Here is a 25,228-nt window from a genome sequence, read left to right on the forward strand (position 1 = left end):
TCATACAAAAAGAGCCCTAATCACCAAGTGATTAGAACTCCAATATTTTGTTCACCAACAACAGTTGACGAAGAACCAAAAAAACGTTGTGGCAAGTCAATTACTTGCGCGCAACGTGGTAAAATTCAATCGTTCAGTTTAATTCATTAGAGGCTGATAAAATGATTAGTTAGCGTCATCAGTTGCTGCTGAAGTACTCGTTGAGACGCGGGCGTAACCAACAGCGTGCCACCATGGGGCGTGAACGGCTTCGCGAACAACGCCACGGTTTTGTGCGTCGATCATCTTGCCATTACCAACGTATAAACCAACATGGGAGATGGCGTACTTGCTACCACCAAAGAAGACCAAATCGCCCTTTTGGATGTTCTTGTAGCTGACGTGCTTCAAGGAGTTGAATTGTGCTTGAGCGGTCCGTGGTAATGTTACGCCAGCACCCTTCTTGTAAACGTAGCCAGTAAAGCCAGAGCAATCAAAGGCAGTAGGACCAGTAGCGCCGTAAACGTAACGTGCGCCCATATGAGCCTTGGCAACTTGATAAATACTACTAAAATCGTCTGAACTAGCAGCTGAAGCAGTAGTCGTCGTAGTTTCGCTAACGGCGAAGAATCCAGTTAAAACTAATGCGAATGTTGCAATTGTCTTGATCACTTTTTTCATTATTATCTAGCACCCCTTATGAATTTTACAAGTACTAGAATACCAATTTAATGTGACAGGAATGTAACAGGCCAGTTGCAGTGCCGTTAAATGTCTTAAACAAAACGTTACTTTTTGCAACAATATTGCTTAGTTGGTTAGAAACTTGCTATTATCTGACATGAATGGTAACTTATTTAACATAGATTAACGGCTCGGCGTTACTGGCAAATAGTCCTAGTATTTAGGTAAGTCCGCCGGTGATAATTTCGAGAACTAGCGTATCAAATTTGGCATATTTGACGTTTAGTCCGGCATTTTTGATGGCGAGTGACCGTTTTAAGAGAAGTGGAGGTGTACATTTTGGCACAATTTACAAATGAAATGCGACAGTTCTTTGACATACAGCGGCTGGTCTTTCGCATTGGGGAACTCTCAGCAATGACTGGTGTTTCGGCACGGCAATTGCGGTACTGGGAGAAGAAAAAGTTAATTACCTCTCAGGAACGCGAGGACGGCCAGCAAGCGCGGGTCTACACGTTTAAGACGTTTATTGGCGTCTCCATGATCAAGTATTTCTTGGACGAGGGTTACACGCTAACGGCGGCGGCTAAGCAAGCTCAGAGTCGTAAGGATCGCATCGCTTACATTCATCGCTTTGTCAAGACGGGGTTAAAAGGGTTCGCAAAGATCGACGGTCAAATGGCGATCAACCTAGGTGCTTTCGACAAACAACAAACGTTGATGGCACTAATGCCAGAAGACGATGGCCCGGTCACGTACCGGCTCGTCTCTAACGATGAGGCCCACCGCATGACCCAAGCAGCTCCTAATTAGATAAGACAAGGCACCCAGTACCGATAGCGTTCGGTAGTGGGTGTCTTTTTATTAAAATTATTGCAGAAAACCCACGATTTCAATCGTGGGATGAATGCTAGAACTTAAGCCCTTCTTAAACATATGTTCCCCTATATAATGACCAGATATGGTATACTGAATCCAACCTACAGGGGAGGTAGCCGATGGTTAAGTTAGGACGTACGCTTAAGTTGCGACTCTATCCAGACACGTTTCAAGCCGATGAATTTCTAGCCATGGCTCAAGAATATCAGCGATTAGCGAACATTGTCAGTCAGTGGGTCTTTGATCATGATTTTCCACTGAGTTGGTTGAAAATAAATAACCATCTGTATAAAAAGCTTAGACAAGCATCGGCGCTTAATAGTCAAATGGTCCAGTCGGTCTTTCGCACGGTTGTCGCCCGTTACAAAACGGTCCAGAAACAAATGAGACAACATGCTTATCGCTACAAAACAGCCGACAACAAGTGGATTCAAGTTTCGCGAGACTTGACGTGGTTGGAAAAACCGATTCATTTTCGGCGGCCTCAAGCTGATTTGGTCCGTCAGAGTAATTATTCCTTCATCAACGGCATGACCCAAATTTCCATCACCACCCTGGGGAAGCGAACGAAGCTGGCTTTTACCAATAAAGGTTTTGAAAAGTATTTTCAAAATGATTGGAAGCTAGGGACTGCGAAACTGGTCCACAACCAAGGAAAATGGTTCTTACACATTGGTATCACTAAGGATGTAGCTGATTTCGACAGGGAAAATAATCCCCGGATTGTCGGTATTGACCGTGGGTTACGTTTCTTGGCTACCGCATACGATCATTTGGGAAAGACTATTTTTTTCGATGGCCATAAGATCCTACTTCGGCGGAAGAAGTTCTTGGAGAATCGACGTCACCTCCAAAGCAAAGGTACCAAGTCAGCCAAGAAGAAGCTGAGGCAACTAGCCCAACGAGAGAACCGCTGGATGACCGATGTAAACCATCGGTTGGCTAAGACACTCGTTGCGGCGTACGGGCCGAATACGCTTTTTGTGCTGGAAGACTTGACCAACGTAACCTTCAACACCGATGACTTACCGAAGTCTTTACGTAACAGCCATCGTTCTTGGGCTTTTTTTCAACTGGAGTCATTCTTGACTTACAAGGCTCAGGCCAATCAAAGTACGGTTGTGAAAGTAAATCCAGCGTTCACCTCTCAGCGATGTCCAAAGTGTGGATTGATTGCGAAGGCTAATAGGCATCATGACACGCACGAGTATTGGTGTGCAGAGTGTCAATATCGTTGTAATGATGATCGCTTGGGCGCAATGAATATTGAGTTGCTTGGACAGGACTGGTTGAGTGGTGTCAAACGACCAAAGATTCAAAAACTAACAACTATCGGGTAAACCTGGTAGTTAAACGGGTAGCCGTCAATTACCCGACGATGTTGCCACTACGAGTAGGAGTACCCTACCAGGTATGTTGGACTACTGTGTCGCAAGACACGTGAGCGACAAGCCCCTGAATTCATTCAGGGGTGATTGACATATTGTGGCGCGTAAAGAGAATTAATGGGTCAGACTTCGACGTCGATTTTAATTGCACTCCAGAAACGGTTACCAAACAAACGGAATGAGTTCCTTTGTTTCCCGCTGGTAAGTCCTGAAGTCGTCACCGTATTTAGCTGCCAGGTAGCGGTCTGCCATGGGAATGTAGGAGAAGACGAATAGGGCTAACAACAGGACTGGTAGCAACAGGGCATAGGGATTACCGGTCAGCAGGGCTAACCCCAATACCCAGAGGACGTCACCGAAATAGTTGATGTGGATCGCGTAACGAAAAAGGCCAGCCCGATACAGTTTTCCCTGATTAGCCGGATCATCCTTGAACGGTTTTCGCAGGAGTTCGGCGGCCGTATTAAGACTGCTACCAATCAGAAATAAGAGAAGTCCAAAAATCACGGCGATCAGGTGACGGCCGCCGCCAAAAATTAAGAAGAGCGGAAACCCCAGGTAGTACAGACCAAAGGCCAGACTATTTCCCAGCGCTTCAGCCCAACCGATGCCTCGCGGTAGCCACATGAACAGCATGGCGTTCAGCCGCAGAAAGGTAATATCGAGACAGCCTACTAAAAGGGTTGCAAGCAGTTGGTCTGGGTCCCACTGAATGAGCCAGTAGCCGCTAATAAGCAGGTAACCGCACTGAGTGAGCAAGATTAGGGCTTTTGCTCCTGGTGCGGATTTTTGTCGACCATACATAGGTGATCACTCCAATTTTGATAGGTTTAGCGTACCCCAATCAATGGGAGATGGCAAAGAAAAACAGGACACTTTCTCGTAGGATAGGTTGATTGACTTTTTCTTGAATGTATCTTCCCGATATACTATACTGAGTCAGCAGAAAGGAGCTGGACGGGGTGTATGAATTATTCGTTTTAGGCCAACTGATGGACCACGACATGACGGGCTATCAGTTGCGTAAGGCACTGATGACCGTCGTGGGGCAGGAACAAACGGTAAGTTACGGGGTGCTTTATCCGTTGCTTGAGCGATTGAACCTGGCGGGCGACGTGACCTTAACGACCACGACTGATACGCGGACTAAACGGCAGGCGGGTATTACGTCACAGGGCCGTGACCGGTTCCATGACTTGGTGTTGCGTCCAGTCACAATTAATAAGCAGGCCCAGCTCATGTTTCAGATTAAGTGTAATTTTCTGCACTTGTTGTCGGTGTCCGAACGGCGACTCGTGTTGCGGGATTTTCAACAGTTCAGCCACTTTCAACTGAAAAATCTACAAACGGTGCGCGATTATTTGACGGATCACCCACGGATGGTTCCGACCGACGTGGCCGATGCACTGCAACTGAATCAGTTACAACAACTGCGTGCGCAGGCTCAGACGGACTGGATCGCCGCACGCTTAGTAGACTTGCATTGAGGGAGAATAGGGAATATGAAATCAAAGACGTTTGCGGCCGACCCGCAGATTCAAAAACACCGCTGGTGGATTCTAGTGGCGGTGTGTCTCTTTACATTTATGTCGACATTGGATGCCAGCATCGTTAATATTGCGTTGCCGGTGATGAGTCGGGATTTAAAGATTCCGATGAATCAAGCGGAGTGGGTGGTCTCGGTTTACCTGATTGCTATCTGTGCGCTACTGCTATTATTTGGTAAACTTGGTGATACTCGCGGTAAAATTCGTATTTTTAAAATCGGTTCATTTTTGTTTGTCATCGGGTCTTTTCTAAGTGGATTTAGCGTGGGCTTGTCCTTTCTACTGGGGGCCCGGGTCATTCAGTCCGTAGGGGCAGCTATGACGATGGCAACCAACAATGGCATCATTACGGAGGTCTTTCCGTTCAAGGAACGTGGCCGGGCGCTGGGAATGATCGGCTCATTCGTTGCGTTGGGAAGTATTGCGGGGCCTGGTATTGGTGGCCTGATTTTAGCCCATCTCAGCTGGGGATACATCTTCTGGATCAATGTACCAGTCGGCATCATTGCCATCTTGATCGGACAACGCATCCTGCCACAAGATATCACGGTGAGCGATGAAGACATCGATAGACCGGGTGCCAGTCTGTTTGCACTCATCATGGTCAGCCTATTCGCGGGTGTCTTCGTGGGACAGGAGATTGGATTTACACGGCCCTTGATTCTCGGCCTATTTGTAGTGGCGGTCGTTGCCATTATTTTCTTTGTGCGGCTGGAACTGCGTATTGACAACCCCATTTTGGCGCTGAAATTATTTCAAAATAAACGGTTCACTGTCAGTATTCTCTGCGCTTTTCTAATTTTTGTGGCCAACTTCTTCTTCAACGTGATTGCGCCGTTCTACTTGGAAAATGCGCGAGGACTAGCTGCCAACTATGCGGGGTACGCGCTGATGACCTTTCCCATTGTGCAGGTGGTTGTTGCGCCGATTGCTGGAGCGGTATCCGACAGAGTTGGACCGGAATTGTTGACGTTTATTGGTTTGGTGTTGATCTCCATTAGTCAGATTGGGTACATGCTGGCTAATATGGCGACGCCACTCTGGATCTTTATGTTCTTCATTGGTCTAGTGGGGTTGGGAAATGGTATCTTCATGGCGCCTAACAACGCAATCGTTATGAGTTCCGTACCGGTCCAAGACTTGGGCGTTGCCGGTGGTGTTAACGCTTTGGCGCGCGAATTGGGAATGGTGATTGGTATCTCGATAGCTACGACCGTACTGTTTTCTGCGATGGGACACTATGCGGGCCATCATGTGACGGCATATCTGCCAGCCCACCCGGAGATCTTCATCGATGGGATGCGCGTGGCGTTCATGGTGTCATTGGCCATCTGTCTCATTGCCACCGTCATTACCGGTTGGCGGTTGTTGCAACGACGGACAGCATAATCCTTATCGCTAGGGTGCCGTCTATCCCATATCTGCCGGCCGGTAAGGCGCTGGTTGGACAACGTTGCCTAATTTTAGAACCAGTATCATTGTGACAACGGTCATAATGTGTGTTGCGGAACTTTCAACCTTCAGATTCTTACCAAAAAAGCCGCATCACGGGAATTAGCTTCCCATGATGCGGCTTTATGTTTAGTAATTATTCTTTAGATTCCGTTGGTGTGTCACTGCTACTTGGTGTTTCCGTTGTGCTTGGTGTTGTCACATCGGTCGCCGGATTCTTACGCCGACGCTTTTGTGAGCGGGTTCTACGGGAACGGGTCTTGCGGCGTTTTCTCCTATGCGGGTTACGCTTCTTCGGTTTATTACTGAAGAACTCGTAGGGCTTCTTGGCAGGAAGAATCACGGAAAGTTTCCCGAATGAAGCTGCCATGATTGGCAATGCCAAGTTGAAGATGATGGCCGTCAAGATAGTAATCAGGGCGACCGCCGTTAAGACCTGTGATTCAGCGGCCAATAAGCCCAGGACACCCGCAATGATAATAAAGAGCGAGTGGCGCGTGGTTTGGCCAACTTCCTTGATGCCTGGTAGTAACCAGTCTAACAGCGGGGCATCGTTTAACCGATAACTCAGTGCCAGTTGGGTCAATTCGACCACGGCCAGGACGGTCAGAGGGACGAATGCCAGGAGAGGCACCTGCCAGTTGAAGACGCCGTTACCAGTTAACCACGTCATCAAGAGGTGGGTCAATTGGTAACCGGCCAAGGCGGACAAAATGAACGTCAAGAACCAGTAAGTGGCTTGTAACAGGGAACGACTGAAGATGATCAGGAGGACTAAGATAATCCCGAGGACCAACAGTAAGACGCGTGGTAAGTCATGTTGGTACTGTGACTGGATGGTTGCCGCAACCACGGGTTGGCCCGCAAAGGTCAATTTAGCATCCTTGAGGGAGGTCCCACGAAGCTGTGAGGCGGCAACCGTCTTTAAGTGCCGCAATGTCCGCGCTGTATTCTGAGCATTGGGTTCCTGCTTCAACGTAATCGTCAGGTAGGTTGCCTTGACCTTCTCGTCGGTAAAGTTGACCAAGGACTGTTGGAAGTCACCACTAGCAATTTGTGTTGGTGAGAGGTACAACGCCTTAGCTGCTTCGGACGTTTGAAGGCCACCCAGGTACAGGTAGATATTGTTTAAGGACTTTTGCATGCTGATAACTTGTTTACGGGAGCTGTTCAGACTATCATTGACGGACTTCAAGGTCTCAGCGTAGTTACTAAGGTTAGAATGAACGGCACTGGTGTCGGTGTTAACGGTGCCGGCATCACTAGACAAGGTTGTTAGCGTTGTCAGTGCAGTGTTCAATTCGGTGTTGACCTTATTCAACTGGTTAATATAGCTGGTGACTTTCTTAGAGGTGCTAGAACTACCGGCCACGCTGGAGCGACTTAGCGCCGTTTGCAGTGAGCTCTCCAGTGTGTTGCTATCGCTGACCAAGTTGTTGGTTTGCGATGTCAGTTTCTTTACCCGTTTGATCTCGTTCTTCAAGGTCTTTTGCCGGAGGTTGACACTGTCCGACTTCAAGTCGTTACGTACGGTTCCCAGTTGGCCAACGACGCCAGTCAAGTTTTCATTGAGAGAGCTCAGTTGGTTGGAAACGTAGTACTGTGTGATTGGTTGGCCGCCTGGTTGGGTCACGGACGTTACCGAGCTGACACCAGGTTGAGCCCTTAATTTCTTGGTCAAATTGTCCAACTGGAACAGTTGATTCTGATCGTCTAAGCGTTGGTTGGCCTGAATGTAAAGCGTCACTGGCGTTGATTTACCTTGGCCAAAGTGCGCGCTGAGAACCCGAGCACCCTGCACGGCTTGGTTATTGGGAATATCTTGGGTGTTGTTGTAGTTCAATTGATTACGGTAAGTGAGAGCAAATGGACCGACAACGAAGAGGACGACTACGATAGCGAGCCAAGGTTGCCAGAAACCGAAGCGGGCTAGGTTGTGCCAGAACTTGTGATCCTTGAGCTGTGGCCGCGTCTTCTTAGGCCAGAAGAGACTGGCACCGAGCATACCAGAGAAGACAGGGACCAGACTAACACTGGCAATTCCGGTAATGGCAAAGCCAATGCCGAGCAGACCAAAGGCCCGAATGGTGGAAAAGTCGAAGAGCATGAGACTGCCAAAGGCAATCGTTAAGCTTAGCGTACTGATCAAAATACGGTACCCTAAGTCGCGAATCACTTTAGAAGTGGCTTCCTGACTTTCCATACCGTCATCAACCAAGTTCCGGAGTTCCCTGAAGAACCAGAAACTAGTCAGTAAGGTGAATAGGCTAATCCCGAGCAACAGGAAAATTGGCGTGTACTCAGAGTAAGCGAAGTTCCAGTGGTAGGCCAGATTAGTTGCCAGACTAAGCGTTGAAATATAGCTAATTAAAATGGTGAGGAATGTAATGATCGGGGCGATGAGTGATGCGAATAAGATCCCCATGGCAACTAAGGCAATCAGTAATGTCATTAGAATGACGATCAGTGTAAACGACGAAATGTGTTCGTTCGCGGCGTCACTAATAATCTCTGGGCTGGTCACGTAAGTGTTGAGGCCAATGGTTGAAATCTGGTTTTTCAGCTGTTCAGTAATCTGCCGAACGGTCCCCTGATTATGACTCACGGCCAGTTGAACCACTTCAGTCGATTTATCCTTTGAGAATAATTGCGGCTTACTGGTTGGCGTGTTAGTCATCGTCGTGATCTTTTGGATGCCATAATAGTTCGACCGTTTTTGCAATTCGGAGACCGATTTATTCACAGCCGCGAGTTGCTTATTGGTTAAGGCACCATCCGGATTATTAAAGACCGCGTTAACGGTGTAGGTCCCGTTTAAATTACGGCCCCAATTATTTCTAATCTGGGTCGCCTTAACGGGTTGACTCGTATTCGCCAATTGTGGTTGACCATCGTATTGAATGATGGTACTGACGTTTGGCAAGGTGACGATGGCCGCGAAGACCACGACAAGCCAGAATACGAGTGCAAAAATGCGGTTGTGGTGGAGCTTTCTTATCCGTTCTTGCATATGTAATCTGAGTCCTCTCTCTGTAATCAATTTCCCGCCGTGCAAGCAGGGTGTAATCCATGCTTAATTTTACCATAATAGCTAGGTTCGGTGCGGATTTCCGACCGATTTAAGAAAGTTTAAGATTCTATTTAGTTGCCTTAGAAGTCGAAACTGGTAAAGTAGAAATACTTGTATTAGACAATTGAGAGGAGTGATTTTATGGTCAAGCATCATCAAACCTACCAAAGTCCATTTGCGGCCATGCTGACGGAGCAGCGCTATCCGTTTGCAACCAAGCTAGCGACGACGGCCGGGTTAGACCCCAGCCAAGTTATGTTTGCTTACTTACAGATTACGGCGAACGTTCCGGAAACGTTGGCGGCGGTACCGAAACAAAAGGAGATTGATCGGCGCTTCCAAGCATTCTTGACGGATGCAGCGGTGGAGAATCAGCCTTAATGATTGCCAGCTGCCTTTTGCTCCACGTTTCGGAAATGTAAATTCGGGGATATCAAAAGAGCCTGAGGTTTTGCCGCCCCAGGCTCTTTAATGTGGGGAAAGTTAGGGTCAGCGAAGATGATAGTGAACTGACTAAAGAGTGAAAGCTGAAGGTTGAAAGTCCCCAAACACACATTATGACTGTTGTCACAACGATACTGGGTCTAAAATTAGGCAACGTTGTTCAACCATCGCCTTACCGACCGGCAGATATGGACTGGAACAGGGCGAACGCAACTTGCAGTCTATTTAGTTGGCCGGACAGTGGTTGTTTGGAGCCCGGCATAACCGAAAGAAGGCACAAACACCGTTAGCAACGACCAATCCGTTATCGTTGCCGTTAGCATCATTTGCGCGTAAACTAAATTAACTTATTAATAATCAAAGGTGACAAGGAGGAAGCATTTCATGTGTACAAGTATTTTACAAATTGCCAAAGATGGCACGCACATCCTGGCGCGGACCATGGATTGGCATGCACTGTACGTCCAGCCGTTGTTCGTTCCTCGCGGTTACGAGTGGGAGAGCGTTTATGATGACGGTCGGCATGTGAATCGCTACGCCATGATTGGCGGTGGTGGACCACACGACCACGAGATCGATGTTTCGGATGGCGTGAACGAGATGGGGCTTAGCGTCCAGAAACTGACCTTTGCCAATGGTTCTCATCTAGTCGACCAACCGACGTCGGGCCAGGTGCACTTGGCACCCTACGAATTTTCCTTTTATCTGCTGGGACATTACGCCTCGGTCGCCGACATTGAAGAACATATCGACGAGATTCAGCTGATGAGTGGTAAATGGGCCGTGAACGACATTGGTGATTCTGAATTACACTTTGCTGTGGTCGACCGGACGGGCCGCACGGTAGTCATCGAGCCTACTCATTTTCCGATGAAGGTTCGCGAAAATCCGCTGGGCGTCGTCACCAACAGCAAGGATTTTGAGCTCCAACTCAGGCGGCTGGGCCAGTACGTGAACTATACGGATGATTTCAAAACGGGAACGTTACCCATAAACGCCACGCGTGTGTCAACGGGGCGTTTCTCCGGCAAGCCGGTTCCCAGTGGGTCGTTTACCCCGGGTGGACGGTTCGTGCGGGCTGCTTATTATAAGGAGCGGGCGGATCTGCCAGCCGACGAAGAAGCGGGCATCATCAGCGCTTGGCATCTCCTGAACACGGTCACCGTGCCACGAAGTAGTCAGTACCGACCGACGTATTCCGTCTACCGGGCAGCGACCGTTTGTGAATCATTGACCTATTATTTCCAGCCATATGACCGGTTAGATGTGGTGCAGTTAAAATTAACGCCGGACATGTTGGACTGGACGGAACCGAAGTTTTATCCGGTTGCGAACCACCTGACCGTGACATCCTTAAATCAGCAGCCACAACAGGTTAGCGGTGACCAAGCCAATCAATACACCCCGATGTAGGTTGGGATGCATGACGATGATGGCGAGAAATTCCCGCGCCCACGCCACGGGAAAGTAAGACCATCGCGTGGGTGCGGGGATACCACTGACTCGAATGTGTAGACTACTGGCGAGGTTCCGTGCCCGGAATAGGTGGTAACTGTTGGTAACGATGGCGACACGTCTCCCTTGTTGCGGGAGTTGTCCCCAGAGTCGCTGACTGTTGATGAGGTTTGCCCGCGTATTTTGCGATTGATCTTCTTGTATAAGCTGGTCGGAGGGAAAGTTGTGTGCCATTAAGTAGGCGGCCATGGCGGCGGCCTCACTCATTGTCTCGTCGGGACCCTGGCCACCGGATACGATGATGGTGACGGGGTGTGGTTGTCGACGCGCAACTTGTAGGGCAGTGTCTAGGCGGGCGGCAAGAATGCGGCCAATCTGGTCACCGCGGAGTAAGCCGGCGCCGAGTACGACAAGGGTGTCGGCATGGCGGGCGTGAAACAGAGTGGTCCGCAACAGGCCAATCAGACTGGCACCATAGAGAATAGCGAAGTAGGTGCTGAACAAGGGAATGAAGGTCACCCACGGCCAGAGGGTCTCACTAAACTGACCATGCGTAACGGCGAAGAACCACCCCCCACAAAGCGCGAGCCATACCCAGATACCGGCGACTAGCCAACCACCCAAGCGCTCTCGTTTACGAACGACCAGTTTGGGTGCACCAATGGTTAGAAATAAGGTGAAGAAGCCACTGAAGGCCATGAGAAGAATGATGAGACCCAAGGCACCGGTTAAAAAGTGGGACCACGGCCGTGTCGACCAGTGTGCGAGTAAGAGCAAGCTGCCAGCTACCACGCAAGTCGCACTGGCACTGAAGAGACCTTGTGGCTGCCAAAATGTTAGTAAGGCAACTAAACAAATTAAAAAGAAACTGGCACTGAGTAACATTTTGGCATCTCCCTTCGTAAAGGTTAAGTTTTCTTGAGACTTTACAATTTAAGTTACTTCTTAGTTCATTCTGATTATAATTAATAAGAACCGCTAAGCCGTGAAAAATGGCGACGATATGGTCCGGTCTAAATTAGGCTGGACAGCGACCACAACGACTTAGTGATTATTAAATTTATTATAACCGAAATTGGAGGGATCGGGTTGCCAAAGCGTCGACGCTCACGTAAGCGAAATAGTCACCCCGCCACGGCCACCTGGATCTTTGTCTTGGTCTTGTTGGTCTTAGGCGGCGGCTTATTGATTCGTGGAAAAATTAAAACAGAAATTCAAGCGGCTCGTATTAACCAGACGACGACTGAATCCTCGTCCGGAGAGACTGCGGCCCAACAGAAGTTTATCACCAAGATGGCTAAGCCGGCGGTACGGGTCTACCGGCAAAACGGTCAGGTCTTACCCAGTATCGTGATTGCTCAGGCTATTTTGGAGTCCAGTTGGGGGACCTCGGCACTCTTTTTACAGGCCAACAATCCATTTGGCGTGAAGGGGAGCTACGAAGGCCAGTCCAAGAGCTTTCCTACTAACGAGTACGTGAATGGGAAGAAGATTACCATCAATGCTAACTTCAGAGACTACCCCAGTTTGACGGCAGCCATTCTGGACCACGATGCGTTGCTAAAGCGGAGCTACTTCAAACAAACGGTCACGGACTACACGGTGGCGGCCAAGTTGTTACAGAACAACGGTTACGCCACGGACCCAAAGTACGCGAAGAAGTTGACTAACCTAATCGCAACCTATAATTTGAATCAGTATGATACTTAGGTTGTAGGGACTGATGTCAAGTCGGGCTAAAGAGTGAAAGCTAAAATATTCACGTTAGTCTTAATCGTCACCGTTAAATTAGTGGTACTGGTCGACGTTGCCCAATTTTAGTCTCAGCATCGTGGCAACAGTCATAATGAGTATTTTGGGGCTTTCACCTCCAGCCGGTAAGTAAACCATAAAACAGAGACCCTCTATCCAGTTGTCTTACAATTGGATGGAGGGTCTTTAGTAATTACCAAAATTGAAAGTTGCCTTTAGTGGGTGGTAGCTTAATTGGTAATGGGCTAGTTTTCGTTGTAGTTAATCGCCAATTGATATAAGGTCTTGGCCAACGTGTTCAATGACTTGGTTGGACTTTGGTTGGCGAAAAGGATCACGCCGGACTTGTTGCCCTCAGAACCATACAGAACCGTTTGATAACCGGCACCGGTTAAGGCACCGCGGACCCGTTTCATGTTACCAGAGTCGTGGTACAGACCACCGGCGTAATTTAATTTGTAGTCATTACTAAGTTCATAGTACTGTGTCTTGGTTAAAATTTTTCCGTTACGCAGGCCCTTTTGAATCGTGTAATAGTCCTCTGGAGTAGAGTAGTAGTTGCCTGCCCCAAGCAGAGAGGACATCAGATTCTGTGAAACACCATCGGCAGTGTAATCCTGACCGTTGGTGTAACTATACCCGCTGGCCACGGTCTGACCGGTGGGTAAATTGTTCCAACTGTAAGTGTTGCTCAGTTTGAGTGGTTGAATGATCCGTGATTGGACCAACTGATCATACGTTTGACCGGTGACCTTAGAGGCAATTCCGGCCAGTAGCGTGTAGTTGGCGTTGGTGTAGTCAAAGGATTGATTGCCACTAACGGATAATTGACTTAACGTGTAATTTATTTCGGCAGTCTGCGTGGCAAGCAGGGTCGCTGGGGTGGTTTCACCCATGTCGATACCGGAGCGGTGATTCAAAAGCTGCCTGATGGTGATGTTGCCACTGTTTTTGACGCTGGGATAGTACTTGCTGAGCTTGTCGGTCAAGGACAGCTTGTTATTGGCAGCGAGCTGTTCGATGATTGCTCCCGTCATGACCTTCTGTAGTGATGCAATTGGAAAGAGGGTGCTGGCACTGTTTGCCGTCTTATTGCTGGCATTTGCGTAGCCAACGTTAACCAAGCTGGCTCCGGTCGCATAGCTATTGAAAAGCATCGCACGGCCTTGGAAATGGGCGTTTTTTAAGAGTGCGGCCGCGTTTTGTGAACGGCTGAAGGTTTGCAGGGCATTTTGGTTGACCCAGCCAATCGTTTTCCCGTACCAAGAGAACTTCACGTAGGTTGAGCCATCAGATAACTTGGCCGTCTGACTGATCCGGACAAACCGGTGTTGCCAGTTCTTACCGCTGGCGTCACGCGTCTTAGCGGAGCGTTGCGTATAGTACGGTGCATAGTAGTAAATGCCGTCGTTACGGGTGCTCTGGCTTACAAATCGGGCATTGTAATCGGTCTTCTTCGTACTGGTAATGGTCGAGTAACTGCGGGCATACGCGGGGTGTGCAGGGAAGAAGCTGCCGACCAACAAAAGTGTTCCTAGAAGTAACAATAGTTTTTTCACAATAATCATCCATTTCCCCTTAAATTACCCTCAATGTTAACGCGCTTTGGTTGCATCGAGGTAACAGAGATGTAGCGATTCGGTAACATTTCCAATAACTTATATTATAAAACGACTAACTCAGCTAACTAACCTTTTGAATGGTTGTGCGCTATACTTAATAAAGGAGTCGTAAGTTTGTCGTTGGTATGTTAAACTTACTCAAAATAAATTTTCTTATACTGAGGAGCTGAAGTAAGCGTTGTTACATTTTCTTGGCCAGCTATACGGGCCATTCTTTGACTTACACAATTGGGAAACGGTGATTTCTTCGGGTAATGACTGGTTGATTATCTTTTCACTGGTCCTAATCGAATGTCTCTTGTCCGTCGATAACGCCGTGGTCTTGGCCGCTCAGACGCAGTCCCTGCCTTCCCAAAAAGAACGAGAAAAGTCGTTGTTTTATGGCATTTGGGGCGCGTACATTTTTCGTTTCATTATCATTGGGCTAGGAACCTACCTGATCCATTTCTGGGAGATCAAGGTCATCGGAGCGCTTTACCTAGCTTATCTGGTTCTGCAGTTCTTCACGAAGACCCGGGTCAAGCATACGCGGAAACTGGTGAGTGATAAGAAAAAACGGCTTTTGCCACTTTTTTGGTCCGTGGTCATGCAGATTGAAATGATGGACATTATCTTCTCCGTCGACTCCGTTTTGGCGTCGTTGGCAATTTCCAATAACCCGGTCATCGTCTTGATTGGGGGACTGATTGGAATTCTCGCGATGCGGGGTGTGGCCGAAGTCATCATGAAATTGATGCAACGCATTCCGGAACTTGAGCCCATGGCGTACATCTTGATTGGGTTGATTGCTGTGAAATTATTCATCTCGATTCCAGCCATCGACATTGAGATTCCGGCGACACTGTTCGGTATCGTTGTGGTCGGCGCGATTATTTTAACGCTGATCATCCACGTGATTCGCAAACGCCGTCGGGGACAGGTAACAACAAGTAAGACCAGCGTTAAGAAAGCTTCTAAATCAACTGAATCGTAATGTGAAAGAGAGTAAGACGAAAGTCGGTTATCTGGCCTTTGTCTTACTCTCTTTGGTCACAAAATAGTTGCCACAGCTGACCGTTTCTATCACATATTCATCTCTTATTCCTCTCAGTGAGCGGACCGTGTATACTGAAATTCGGGGAGGAAATAACATGAAAATACGATTGAAATGGTGGCTGACCGCGCTTGTCGGTTTAGCCGCAGTTAGTACCGGTGGGCAAGTTGCCAACGCCGCCAACACGCACAACGCCTATTTAGCGGGAAATGTTAGGTATGTTCGGACTAAGCGCGCGATGTTCGTGGGGATCTCAAAAAAAGTCAATGGTCAGTACCGTGCCATCAAGGTCAAGAAGGGCACACTACTTTACGTTGAGACCACCTTGGTGGATAATTCGGGGGTCAAAGCAGCATTTTCGTATGGTGTCGTCAATTACAAGCGTGCTAAGATGCTGAAATATAACGATAAAACGATGATTCCTTTTACCAATAGCAAACTTTAAACAGGTGAGTCTAAAAGCACCGATTCGCACTCAGATTTTCTTGACTGGCAAAGGATTTACTACAAATACAGCTGACACCCAAGCCGTGCCAACCGCTGGGTTCTATTTAACGTTGGATAACTACCTACAGTTTTATAGCCAGACCGCAATGGCCAAGGATACCTACTTGTTTGGCAGCCGCTGGGCTATGACCAACCATGTCTACAAACCAACACAATCCGTCAAAACGACCAAGGTCACAGTCAAGGGCAACACGACGACCGTTTACTATAATAAGCCGGTCAAAGGACTCCCTAACCAGAAAATCAGCAACAATCGCTATCGCTTGAAGATCACAAATCAAAAGACTACAGGACAGCTGAGTTTCCAACTAGTCGATGAGAGTTATGCTCAGAGTGCCACTTGGGTCAACTACAGGGTCAACGATAAACCGTATCATTTTGGTCAAGTTGAATTAGCAGACAACTAAGCAGATCTGAACTAATCTTAGTCTTTAGTTCAGTGCTAAAGGTTGAAAGCCAAAATGTTTACGTTACTCTTGTGACAGTAGGAATTATCACGGCTAAATTAGTGAAAACAGCCGCACTCCGACTGCCAGGGATTGGGGAACGCCTTCAGCCAAAGGACGGGCTTCCAGCTCGCCTGAAAGCCGCCAGGATCAGGCGTCTCCCAGGTCGTCCCACGATGTAAGCCAAAACCCCGACTAACATCGTCGACACGGCTAGCTGCATCCCTGGCCTCCTCCGGCTCTGATTGTGCTCGACAATCCTAGGCACTGAATCCCATGGGGTTGCTAAGGTTTAAGCATAATTCAATAGCGCTCGTAGCGGCATGATCCATGTTGTCGCAGAACAACTACGTCAGCCGAGAGGTCGGCAGATATGGGCTCAGGCGCGTCGTTCTACTTAGTCGGCAGGTGGGTTTTCTGCTGGCTTAGTAGAAAACCAAGCTTGGAGACTCGGTACTTTCGAGGCTTCAAGTTGTGTTCGCACCGATCCAGCCCATATCTGCCGGCCGGTAAGGCGATGGTTGGACAACGTTGCCTAATTTTAGACCCAGTATCGTTGTGACAACAGTCATAATGAGTGTTTTGGGACTTTCAACCTTCAGTTTAAACGTAAAACAATAACGCTTCTATAGGTGTAATCCATATCTGCCGGCCGGTAAGGCGATAGTTGGACAACGTTGCCTAATTTTAGGCCCAGTATCGTTGTGACAACAGTCATAATGTGTGTGTTGGACTTTCCACCTTCAGCTCAGTGTCTTAACGTGCGGTTCGCCGGGTGGTCTGCTATGATGACCGTAACGAGTAATTGGAGGTTTTGCTGATGCAAATTGGATTTATTGGAACCGGCGTCATGGGAACTGGAATCGTCTCGAACCTGTTGCAGGCCGGGCAAAAGGTAGTCGTTTACAACCGAACTAAGGCGCACGCACAGACCGTGTTGGCTGCGGGAGCGACTTGGGCAGAAACGCCGAAGGACGTTGCGGCGCAGGCGGACGTGGTCATGACCATGGTCGGCTATCCGAGCGATGTGGAGGAAGTTTATACCGGAGACAACGGTATCTTTGCTGGCATCAAGCCGGGGAGCATCGTTGTTGACATGACGACTAGTACCCCATCGTTGGCGGTCAAATTAACCAAGCTTGCTCACGACCATAACGTTCAGGCGCTGGACGCTCCGGTATCTGGTGGTGATGTGGGGGCCAAAAACGCTACGCTGACTGTGATGGTCGGAGGCGATAAGTCTGCTTACGATCACCTGTTGCCGGTTTTTCAGCAGTTGGGGCAACGCGTGGCTTACTTTGGGGATGCTGGTAAGGGCCAGCACACCAAGATGGCGAACCAAATCATGATTGCCGGGACTATGACCGGTCTGACAGAAATGTTGGTGTATGCCAAGGCGGCTGGACTGGACTTGCCACAAGTGCTGGCAACGTTAAGTAGCGGTGGTGCCGACAACTGGAGTATGGATAACTACGTGCCACGAATTTTGAAGGACGATTACACGCCGGGATTCTTTGCCAAACACTTCTTAAAGGATCTCCGAATTGCGTTACAGGAGGCTGATAAAATGGACCTCGACTTGCCGGCGACCAAGCAAGCAAAGTTGTTGTACGAGGCCATGGTTGACGACTTTGGCTTAGGCAATGATGGGACGCAAGGGTTGATCAAGACTTACGAACAAAAATGATGAGAGTTGGAAAAGGTGATTAGCTGGTTGTCAGTTTTAAGCGGAGTCAGCTGCCTTTTATCCCATATTTCAGCAATGTAAATTCAGAGATACCAGAGGAGCCTGGGGGATGTCCCGGGCTCTTTTTTACGGGCATCATTGCTGACTAAGAAGAAAAGTGGTAACTTCAAATTACTTAGAAATGAGGGATTGATTTGGGGTTAAAAGCATATCTACGAGGATTTATACCTTGTTTGGTTTGGGTGATTATCTTCAGTGTTTCGGTTAGTCAGGGGTCGGCCAAGCTCGTATTTTCTTGGTGGACAGTGTACGTTGTGATCAGCTATATCGTTTGTTTTCCGCGAGGTTACCGGTGGCTAACGGGCCGCATGCGACAGGAAAAGAATCCTGCCAAGCCATTGAAAAACGCTGATCAGGAAGCGTTACGGTTGGGCGCGACCTATGCCAATACTGGAAAATTTGGAACCGCACGAATCGGTGATACAGGCAGCAAAGAAGGCTGGCTGACGCGGGTAGGAACTAACCTGGTCGCTTGGCTGTTTTTGGTGGTTGCCGGGCCATTGGTGTTGGGGCTTAGTTATTTCAAAAAGTAGGGAACGGCAGGTGATGCAATAAGGCTTCACCGAATGACTGTGAAGGTATTCTTGGCTATTTTTACGCAGCTCACGTCCTAGGTACGGATGAGGAAAGTTTCTCAATCTGTTCAAGACAGGGCCCCCTTACTTTAAAAGTGCCAAAGAAATTGCTGACTTGGACCAGTTTTTGAACGATTGTAAATTTCCGGGCCAGCTGATTGTTCAATTTGGCTAGTGCGTCTGACTGCACGCAAAAGGGAGTGGCTGCCGTTATCGTAAGCGGTAGCCACTCCCTTTTAATTACAACTTTTTCAAGTTCACAACTGGTGCTTCGGCTTCAAACGGTCAAGCGTTCAAAAACTAACGACTACCGGGTAAATCTGGTAGCCGTTAATTGCCCGCCGATGTTGCCATCGGGAGTAGAAGGCCCCTAACAGGTATGTTGGACTACTGTGCCACAAGATACGTGAGCGACAGGCTTCTGAATTCATTTAGGGGACAATTGACAAGAATCACTTGAACAAATCAGAATGACTGTCGGTATCTAAAAAACGAATAAAATCGCCATCATATTTATAAATAAGTAACCAGTCTGGTTTGATGTGCAATTCGCGTTCAGGCTTTCGATTGACTAAGGGATGATCGTTGTTGTGCGCTTCTAAGAGCTCATCATTAATCAACTTGTGATAGATCGTTTTGAAGTCGCTTGCTTCATAGCGGTTTCCGCGAATTATATGTTGATAGTGTTTCTTGAATTTACGTTCGAAGGCCACCTTGTAAACTGGTATTTTAGTCATTTAGCCATTCCAGTCCCTTGTCGGAGTCATCAAATTCAACAAAATCATGACTCTTCAATGCAGCCTTAAGCTGGGGGGATGGTTGAGAGACTTCAATTGATTTTTTCGCAAATATTCTAAAGACTTCGGCTGGCGTTAAACCCACCTTATTCATAACAATTTCCAAATTTTCTTTATCTTTTTCGTTCATGCGAAAATGAATTTGTGATGTCATATAATCACCTCATCTGTACCATTTAGTACCATTCAAGACAATAAGATGCTTCGTCACATGGCTAAGTCTAGGAAAAACGCAGACTTAACTATGCAAGTTTGTCAGCTAAAAGGTGAAAGCCAAAATAGTCGCGTTTCTCTTGCGACAGTGAGAACTGTCACCGCTAAATTTAGTAGCGATGGCCACATTCTGGTGGTCAGAAATTCCGCTTTCTGTGGGGAACGCCTCCAGTCAAAGGACGGTTTTTCGACTTGCCTGAAGCCGCCAAAATCAGGCGTCTCTCAGGTTGTCCGCTGATACAGGCCGAAAAAAGTTCCCTCTCCGATGATGTTGATCGGAGAGGGAACTTTTTAAATCACAAATTCTTTGTTAAAGTCACCACGGGGGCACCGTCTTCAGTAAACGGTTCGCCAACAACGTGGTAGCCGCAACGTTCGTAGAAGGTCTTAGCCGTGAGTTCACCGTCGATGATACCGACCGCAAAGCCGTGCGCCGTGGCCCAATTCTCACCAGCTTGAAGGACTTGACTGCCAATTCCCTGACCGCGAACGGTTTGGCTGGTACAGCCGCGGCCAAACCGCATTTGCGTGTCGGATTGGGGCTCTAACCGTAGTGTGCCCACTGGCAATTCGGCCCGCTGATATGCCACCACGTAGAGTCGTTCCGGTGTGTCGCGGTCATCGAATTCCACGTCACGTGGGATGCCCCGTTCAGTCACGAAGGTGGCTTGACGCAGGGAAAGGGCGGCTGCCCGGTTGAATGGGGCGTTTGAAATGACGATTTCCATGGGGGTCTCTTATTCGATCTCGGCGAAGAAACTGTAGAGCTTCTCAGTGGTCAAGGCTGCCTTGTCCGCACCGGCCACATCGAACGTGACCTTGCCGTGGTGCAGGACGATCAGCCGGTTCCCATACGTTAGCGCGTCTTCCATATGGTGGGTGATCATCAGGCAAGTCAACTTGTCCTGAGAGACCCGCTCGTTGGTCAGGCGCATCAGATCTTGCCCGGTCCGGGGGTCCAAGGCTGCTGTGTGTTCATCCAACAGTAAAATTTCGGGTCGCTTTAGCGTTGCCATCAAGAAACTCAACGCTTGCCGTTGCCCACCGGATAGATTGCCGGTCGCCGTGGTCAAGCGCTCGTCCAAGCCATTGTGCATGGTGGCCGTGAGTTCCTTATAGTGGTCTAAATGACGGTTCAGTCCCCGAGGCATCAAGCCACGGTGTTGTCCCCGGCGTTCGGCAAGTAACAGGTTTTCGGCCACCGTCATTCGGGGAGCCGTCCCCAGCTTCGGGTCTTGGAACACACGGGCTAGGAAACGGGTTCGTTTTTCTACAGAGTCGTGGGCGATGTCCTTGCCATTGAGGAGAATCTGACCGCCATCAATGCTAAGGTCGCCGCCGATAGCGTTGAAGAGAGTCGATTTACCGGCCCCGTTAGAGCCCAACACCGTGATGAAATCGCCGGCGTTGATGGTCAGATTGAGTTTATTTAGGATCGTAATTTCTTCGGGCGTGTTGCGATTGACCTTCAACACAACGTCTTTTAGTTCGAGTAGTGGTTTAGTCATTGGTATCCAACCCCCGTTTCAAAATGTGCTTGAAGTTTAGAACGTTTTTGAAGACTGGCAGCATCATGCAGAGTGCCAGGATGATGGCGGAAATCAGGTTCAGGTCGTTGGCACTGAAGCCGAGCTTGAGGACCAGCAGCAAGACGAAGCGGTAGAGGATACTGCCGAGCGTCACGGCCACTAGCCGCTGATTTAAAGTCAGATCACCGAAGGCTACTTCACCAATGATGATGGAGGCCAAGGCGATAACGATAATACCGATTCCCATGTTGACGTCGGCGTACCCGTTGTTTTGGGCAACTAGGGCGCCACCAAAGGCAATCAGACCGTTGGAGACCATTAGGCCCATGATCTTCATGTTGTCGGTGTTGATACCTAAGGAGCGCGCCATGGTCTGGTTGTCCCCGGTCGCGATGAATCCTTGGCCGAGCTCCGTTTGGAGAAAGTAAATGACAATGGTCGTGATAACCACCATGATGATGGTGCCCAGAACGACGCTGTCAAAGTACTGGGGAAGGGCCGCGAGTAAGTGGTTTTTAAATAACGTTGATTTTCCTAGCAAAGAAACATTGGCCCGACCCATGATCCGCAGGTTGACGGAGTAGCAGGCGGTCATGACTAAGATACCGGCCAGTAGAATGGGGATGTGTCCCTTGGTGTAGAGCAGACCGGTAATCAAGCCGGCCAGCGCGCCAATGACAAAGGCGAGTAACGTGGCGAGTAGCGGATTCATTCCGTTACTAATGGCGGCAACGGCGGTCGCAGCACCAAGTGGAAAGGTGCCTTCAACCGTCATGTCAGCGAAATCAAGAATTCTAAAGGTCAGGAACAACCCAACCCCGAGGACGGCCCAGAGTAGGCCTTGCCCGATTGCGGATACTGCTAAACTCATTTGAAGACCTCCCCGTGTGTTTTGGCTTCCTTAACGACTGAAGCGGGGAGTGTGATCCCCAGCTTCTTGGCTTGTGCTAAATTGATGGTCATCTCACCTTGACGTTCAAAGTGAATTGGTGTATCGGCGGGCTTCTTACCTTTTAAAATGGCAGCGGTCATCTTTCCAGTCTCCACACCTAGTTTATACTGGTTGATACTCAACGTGGCGAGCCCACCAGCCTTGACCATGGTGTCGACGGCTGGGAAAACGGGGACCTTTTTGGCATTGGCGGTCGAGACCAGCGTTTGCATGGCACTAGCAACCGTGTTGTCGGTTGGCACGTAGATGGCATCGACCTGACTGACCATCTGCTCCGCAACTTGATTCAAATCGTTGGTGCTAGCAATTGTGTAAGCCTTGAGCCGGACGTGTTCTTGTTTGCAGAGGGCGGCGAATTGGTGATACTGTGCGGTGGCCGAATCATCAGACGATGTGTAGATGATGCCCAGTGTCTTCATATTAGGCATGATTTGTTGAATCAATTTTAATTGTGACTTCAAAGGTGCTTGGTCGGAAACCCCGGTAACATTGTTGCCAGGGTGCGTGTTGCTCTTGACTAAGTCAGCACCTTTGGGATCGGTGATGGCCCCGAGAACAACGGGGATGTTGGAACTAGCATTAGCCAAGGCCTGTGCAGCAGGGGTGGCGATGCCGATCATGGCGTCGGCGTTTTCATTAACGAAGCGGGCACTCATGGTCTTCAGATTACTCTGATCATTTTGCGCGTTCTGAAAGTCAATCTTAACGTTCTTACCGACGTGGTAGCCCTCTTCAGCGAGCCCATGAATGATTCCCTTATGGATGGCGTCGAGTGCCGGGTGCGATAGGAGCTGTAGAATGCCGACGGTCGGCACCTTGGCCTTGGTCGCAGACTGTTGATGGGTCTCCTTAACGTAGGCGAACCCGAGGAAGATAAGTAAAATGGCAATTAAGCTATACATCCGTTTCATAACAAAACCCTCTCTTATGTTGGCATAATATGTGTATGGTTAGTGCGCCGCTGGACTTTAAGCGGTCCCCACAGTAGGCGGAATCCCTGACAGTCGCAGACAGAGTAAAGTGAGGCCTGACAAGGAAAGATGATACAAAAAGGGCACCCAGACCGGCTGAGTGCCCAAAGAAAAAGGCCCGCAAAACCGGAGATTAAACATCCGTGCGGGCTTTTGCATCAGAAAAGTAGCCGGCGCAGATGCGAGAATCGCTCTGGGAGCTCAAGTCGCATCAACACTGATGAGACTTGATTACCGGCTTTGCCAACGTCCATTAAGTTCAATACCAGACATTTGCATATGACTTTTCCTTCTTTCCGTATGTGAATAGATTTAGTGTACGGCAACCAGTAAAAGCCGTCAACTATATTTTTTGATTTATGGCCGAAAGCGGCATTCTCAGTCAGATTTCGAAATGGTTGGAGCAACTGAAGGTTGAGAGTCCCCAAACACATATTATGACTGTTGTCACAACGATACTGGGTCTAAAATTAGGCAACGTTGTCCAACCAGCGCCTTATCGGCCAGCAGATAGGGGCTGGATCGGTGTGAACACAACTTGAAGCCTCGAAAGGACCGAGTCTCCAAGCTTGGTTTTCTATTAAGCCAACGGGGGAACCACCACTCACTGATTAAGTAGAACGATGCGCCTGAGCCCATATCTGCCGACCTGGGAGACGCCTGATCTTGGCGGCTTTCAGGCGAGCTGGAAGCCCGTCCTTTGGCTGGAAGCGTTCCCCACAGCAAGCGAAATCCCTGGTAACCGAAGTGCGACCATGCGACACAAATTTGCGTCGGAATCGAATATCATGGGAGTTTTTTGTTATACTGAAGCATAACGAAAAAAGGACGAAACCATGACCTGACTGTGGATACTGGCAGCCATTCGGTCAACTACTAGGAGGCTCTGTCATGAAAATTGCCGTTTTAACTGATACATCGTCGGGAATCAATTTTCCTGAAGCCGAGAAGCGCCAGATTACTCTGCTACCGGCACCAATTATGTTTGGCAATCGGCAGTATCATGAGTATCAAGACTTAAGTACGGCGGACTATTACCGGTTAATGCGTTTGGCTAAGGGGAGCAAGGTGGTACCAACTGCCCCGCAACTCTCAATGAAGACGTTACAAGCAGTCTGCGATGAGCTAGCTGGTCAGGGTGTGACCGATGTTATCGTGATTGGACCGTCACTAGGCATCTCTGGTGTGATCAACACCTTGGCAGCCTACACGTCAACGATCAAGAGCCTGCACGTTTGGCCTTGGGACTCACGAGGCATCCTGACGACCATGGGTGAACAGGCACGTTTGGCGGCCACTTTGGCTTCACGGGGCGCGACAGTTGATGAAATTTTTGCGCAGCTCACGGTGTTGCGGCAGACCACGCACAGTGCATTTGTCGTTGACTCCATCAAGCCACTCTTGCGGACCGGGGAAGTCAATCCGAGCCATAGTCCAGGGAGCACACCACTATTAGCCGGTAAACCGATTTTGATTTTTGATCCCTCCGGTAAAATGCGGGTGGCTGGGAGTTCGCTGCGGCTAAAAGGGGCGCTGGGTGATTTTCTTGACGCTCTTGCCACTGATTTAGCGGGGGCGGTGCCGGTTAAGGCCACAATTTTAAATGCCGACCAACCGGAAGCCACAGCACGCTGGGTCAGTGCCGCTCAGGAACGGTTCCCCACAGTTAAATTTGATGTGGCTTTGATTGGTCCCAGCTTCGGTGTCCACGTCGGCGACGGTGCGATGGGCTTGGCTTGGTGCCAAGATTATCGCAGCCTGGTGGACACTGAAAATGAGAACTAAATTAAAGATTGGGGTTGACAGCCTCATTTTTTAATGGTTAACTGAGACTTGTAAATTGATAAGTGAAAGGGATAATTCCAATGAAAATTACCAGCCTTAATCATTTAAATAGCCAATTTGCCTTTAGCTTTTTCTTTAGATAGCGTTTGTGTTCAGCTTACTGGATACAAGCGCACCGCATCATTGCGTTTGTATCTATCGATTAGCTAAAGTTTTTCAGCATGACTTAGCGCCAGATAGATACGGGTAATCTATCTGGAGAAATAATATCGGGCCCGATATACACCAGGTAGATTCTACTCAGAATCTAGCTGGTGTTTTTTGGGCTCTTTGTCAACCGGTGTTGATGGAGGGAATTTCGGAGGTTCAATTCATTTACGAATTGGGCCTCTTTTTTGTAC

Annotated in this window: 24 protein-coding genes; 13 read left to right on the top strand and 11 right to left on the bottom strand. The window is 48.7% G+C overall.

From position 1 onward, the window contains the following. Window positions 1–165: 165 nt before the first annotated feature. A complete protein-coding gene (locus EKM89_RS11250) occupies window positions 166–660 on the bottom strand; it encodes a C40 family peptidase (RefSeq protein ID WP_125688600.1) in 495 nt (164 codons plus the stop codon). 333 nt (window positions 661–993) lie between these two features. Here EKM89_RS11250 and EKM89_RS11255 point away from each other — a divergent pair, with 333 nt between their 5' ends. Then, window positions 994–1,476: a MerR family transcriptional regulator gene (locus tag EKM89_RS11255; protein WP_225421872.1), complete on the top strand. Its 483-nt coding sequence runs from the start codon at window positions 994–996 to the stop codon at window positions 1,474–1,476. 185 nt (window positions 1,477–1,661) lie between these two features. After that, window positions 1,662–2,882: an RNA-guided endonuclease TnpB family protein gene (locus EKM89_RS11260; protein ID WP_125688604.1), complete on the top strand. Its 1,221-nt coding sequence runs from the start codon at window positions 1,662–1,664 to the stop codon at window positions 2,880–2,882. A gap of 210 nt (window positions 2,883–3,092) precedes the next feature. Here EKM89_RS11260 and EKM89_RS11265 read toward each other — a convergent pair whose 3' ends face one another. Continuing rightward, a complete protein-coding gene (locus tag EKM89_RS11265; protein ID WP_125688606.1) occupies window positions 3,093–3,734 on the bottom strand; it encodes a DUF1295 domain-containing protein in 642 nt (213 codons plus the stop codon). A gap of 158 nt (window positions 3,735–3,892) precedes the next feature. Here EKM89_RS11265 and EKM89_RS11270 point away from each other — a divergent pair, with 158 nt between their 5' ends. Together EKM89_RS11270 and EKM89_RS11275 are read left to right on the top strand one after the other, a co-directional pair. After that, a complete protein-coding gene (locus EKM89_RS11270) occupies window positions 3,893–4,417 on the top strand; it encodes a PadR family transcriptional regulator (RefSeq protein WP_125688607.1) in 525 nt (174 codons plus the stop codon). A gap of 15 nt (window positions 4,418–4,432) precedes the next feature. Next, window positions 4,433–5,866 (top strand): MFS transporter, encoded by a 1,434-nt coding sequence (locus EKM89_RS11275; RefSeq protein WP_125688608.1) that lies wholly within the window; start codon window positions 4,433–4,435, stop codon window positions 5,864–5,866. Between the two features lie 199 nt (window positions 5,867–6,065). Here the strand turns inward: EKM89_RS11275 and EKM89_RS11280 are convergent, their stop codons facing one another. Further along, a complete protein-coding gene (locus tag EKM89_RS11280) occupies window positions 6,066–8,939 on the bottom strand; it encodes an MMPL family transporter (protein WP_125688609.1) in 2,874 nt (957 codons plus the stop codon). 201 nt (window positions 8,940–9,140) lie between these two features. Between EKM89_RS11280 and EKM89_RS11285 the strand changes: the two genes are divergently transcribed. Then, window positions 9,141–9,380, top strand: a complete 240-nt coding sequence (locus EKM89_RS11285; protein ID WP_125688610.1) for a hypothetical protein — start codon at window positions 9,141–9,143, stop codon at window positions 9,378–9,380. A 447-nt stretch (window positions 9,381–9,827) separates the two neighbouring features. Continuing rightward, window positions 9,828–10,856, top strand: a complete 1,029-nt coding sequence (locus EKM89_RS11290; protein WP_125688611.1) for a linear amide C-N hydrolase — start codon at window positions 9,828–9,830, stop codon at window positions 10,854–10,856. Here EKM89_RS11290 and EKM89_RS11295 read toward each other — a convergent pair. After that, complete coding sequence (locus tag EKM89_RS11295) at window positions 10,797–11,783, bottom strand: YdcF family protein (protein ID WP_125688613.1); 987 nt, start codon at window positions 11,781–11,783, stop codon at window positions 10,797–10,799. The genes EKM89_RS11290 and EKM89_RS11295 overlap by 60 nt on opposite strands. A 204-nt stretch (window positions 11,784–11,987) precedes the next feature. Here EKM89_RS11295 and EKM89_RS11300 point away from each other — a divergent pair, with 204 nt between their 5' ends. After that, window positions 11,988–12,608 carry a glycoside hydrolase family 73 protein gene (locus tag EKM89_RS11300; protein WP_125688615.1) on the top strand — a complete coding sequence of 207 codons (621 nt, stop codon included), beginning with the start codon at window positions 11,988–11,990 and terminating at the stop codon, window positions 12,606–12,608. 287 nt (window positions 12,609–12,895) lie between these two features. On the opposite strand, the gene EKM89_RS11305 is transcribed toward EKM89_RS11300, so the two are convergent. After that, window positions 12,896–14,209, bottom strand: a complete 1,314-nt coding sequence (locus EKM89_RS11305; protein WP_125688642.1) for a serine hydrolase — start codon at window positions 14,207–14,209, stop codon at window positions 12,896–12,898. Window positions 14,210–14,450: 241 nt separating this feature from the next. Here EKM89_RS11305 and EKM89_RS11310 point away from each other — a divergent pair, with 241 nt between their 5' ends. From EKM89_RS11310 to EKM89_RS11330, 5 genes are all read left to right on the top strand, one after another. Next, window positions 14,451–15,245, top strand: coding sequence for a TerC family protein (locus tag EKM89_RS11310; RefSeq protein WP_125688617.1), 795 nt, complete (start codon window positions 14,451–14,453; stop codon window positions 15,243–15,245). 157 nt (window positions 15,246–15,402) lie between these two features. After that, window positions 15,403–15,750, top strand: a complete 348-nt coding sequence (locus EKM89_RS11315; RefSeq protein ID WP_125688619.1) for a hypothetical protein — start codon at window positions 15,403–15,405, stop codon at window positions 15,748–15,750. Between the two features lie 4 nt (window positions 15,751–15,754). Next, window positions 15,755–16,219, top strand: a complete 465-nt coding sequence (locus EKM89_RS11320) for a hypothetical protein (RefSeq protein WP_125688621.1) — start codon at window positions 15,755–15,757, stop codon at window positions 16,217–16,219. Window positions 16,220–17,078: 859 nt separating this feature from the next. After that, a complete protein-coding gene (locus EKM89_RS11325; protein WP_125688623.1) occupies window positions 17,079–17,945 on the top strand; it encodes an NAD(P)-dependent oxidoreductase in 867 nt (288 codons plus the stop codon). A 194-nt stretch (window positions 17,946–18,139) separates the two neighbouring features. Next, entirely contained in the window at window positions 18,140–18,538 is a 399-nt protein-coding gene (locus tag EKM89_RS11330; protein WP_125688625.1) for a hypothetical protein, read from the top strand. Window positions 18,539–19,032: 494 nt separating this feature from the next. Here the strand turns inward: EKM89_RS11330 and EKM89_RS11335 are convergent, their stop codons facing one another. The 6 genes from EKM89_RS11335 to trpX all read right to left on the bottom strand — a co-directional run bounded on the left by EKM89_RS11335 (window position 19,033) and on the right by trpX (window position 22,982). Further along, the gene (locus EKM89_RS11335) at window positions 19,033–19,317 is read right to left on the bottom strand and encodes a type II toxin-antitoxin system YafQ family toxin (protein WP_125688627.1); all 285 of its coding nucleotides are present in this window, start codon (window positions 19,315–19,317) and stop codon (window positions 19,033–19,035) included. Continuing rightward, the gene (locus tag EKM89_RS11340; protein ID WP_125688629.1) at window positions 19,310–19,531 is read right to left on the bottom strand and encodes a type II toxin-antitoxin system RelB/DinJ family antitoxin; all 222 of its coding nucleotides are present in this window, start codon (window positions 19,529–19,531) and stop codon (window positions 19,310–19,312) included. The genes EKM89_RS11335 and EKM89_RS11340 overlap by 8 nt, the downstream gene beginning before the upstream one ends. A gap of 355 nt (window positions 19,532–19,886) precedes the next feature. After that, entirely contained in the window at window positions 19,887–20,318 is a 432-nt protein-coding gene (locus EKM89_RS11345) for a GNAT family N-acetyltransferase (RefSeq protein ID WP_125688631.1), read from the bottom strand. Window positions 20,319–20,327: 9 nt separating this feature from the next. Further along, window positions 20,328–21,098 (bottom strand): ABC transporter ATP-binding protein, encoded by a 771-nt coding sequence (locus EKM89_RS11350; RefSeq protein WP_125688633.1) that lies wholly within the window; start codon window positions 21,096–21,098, stop codon window positions 20,328–20,330. After that, on the bottom strand, window positions 21,091–21,990 hold the full coding sequence (locus EKM89_RS11355) for an ABC transporter permease (RefSeq protein WP_125688635.1): 900 nt from the start codon (window positions 21,988–21,990) through the stop codon (window positions 21,091–21,093). Before EKM89_RS11355 ends, EKM89_RS11350 begins: the two co-directional genes overlap by 8 nt. After that, window positions 21,987–22,982, bottom strand: coding sequence for a tryptophan ABC transporter substrate-binding protein (trpX, locus tag EKM89_RS11360; protein ID WP_125688637.1), 996 nt, complete (start codon window positions 22,980–22,982; stop codon window positions 21,987–21,989). The genes EKM89_RS11355 and trpX overlap by 4 nt, the downstream gene beginning before the upstream one ends. A gap of 951 nt (window positions 22,983–23,933) precedes the next feature. Here trpX and EKM89_RS11365 point away from each other — a divergent pair. Then, window positions 23,934–24,827 carry a DegV family protein gene (locus tag EKM89_RS11365; RefSeq protein ID WP_125688640.1) on the top strand — a complete coding sequence of 298 codons (894 nt, stop codon included), beginning with the start codon at window positions 23,934–23,936 and terminating at the stop codon, window positions 24,825–24,827. Window positions 24,828–25,228: the final 401 nt, after the last annotated feature.

Origin of the sequence: Levilactobacillus fujinensis (assembly GCF_003946335.1) — a bacterium.
Taxonomy (GTDB): domain Bacteria; phylum Bacillota; class Bacilli; order Lactobacillales; family Lactobacillaceae; genus Levilactobacillus; species Levilactobacillus fujinensis.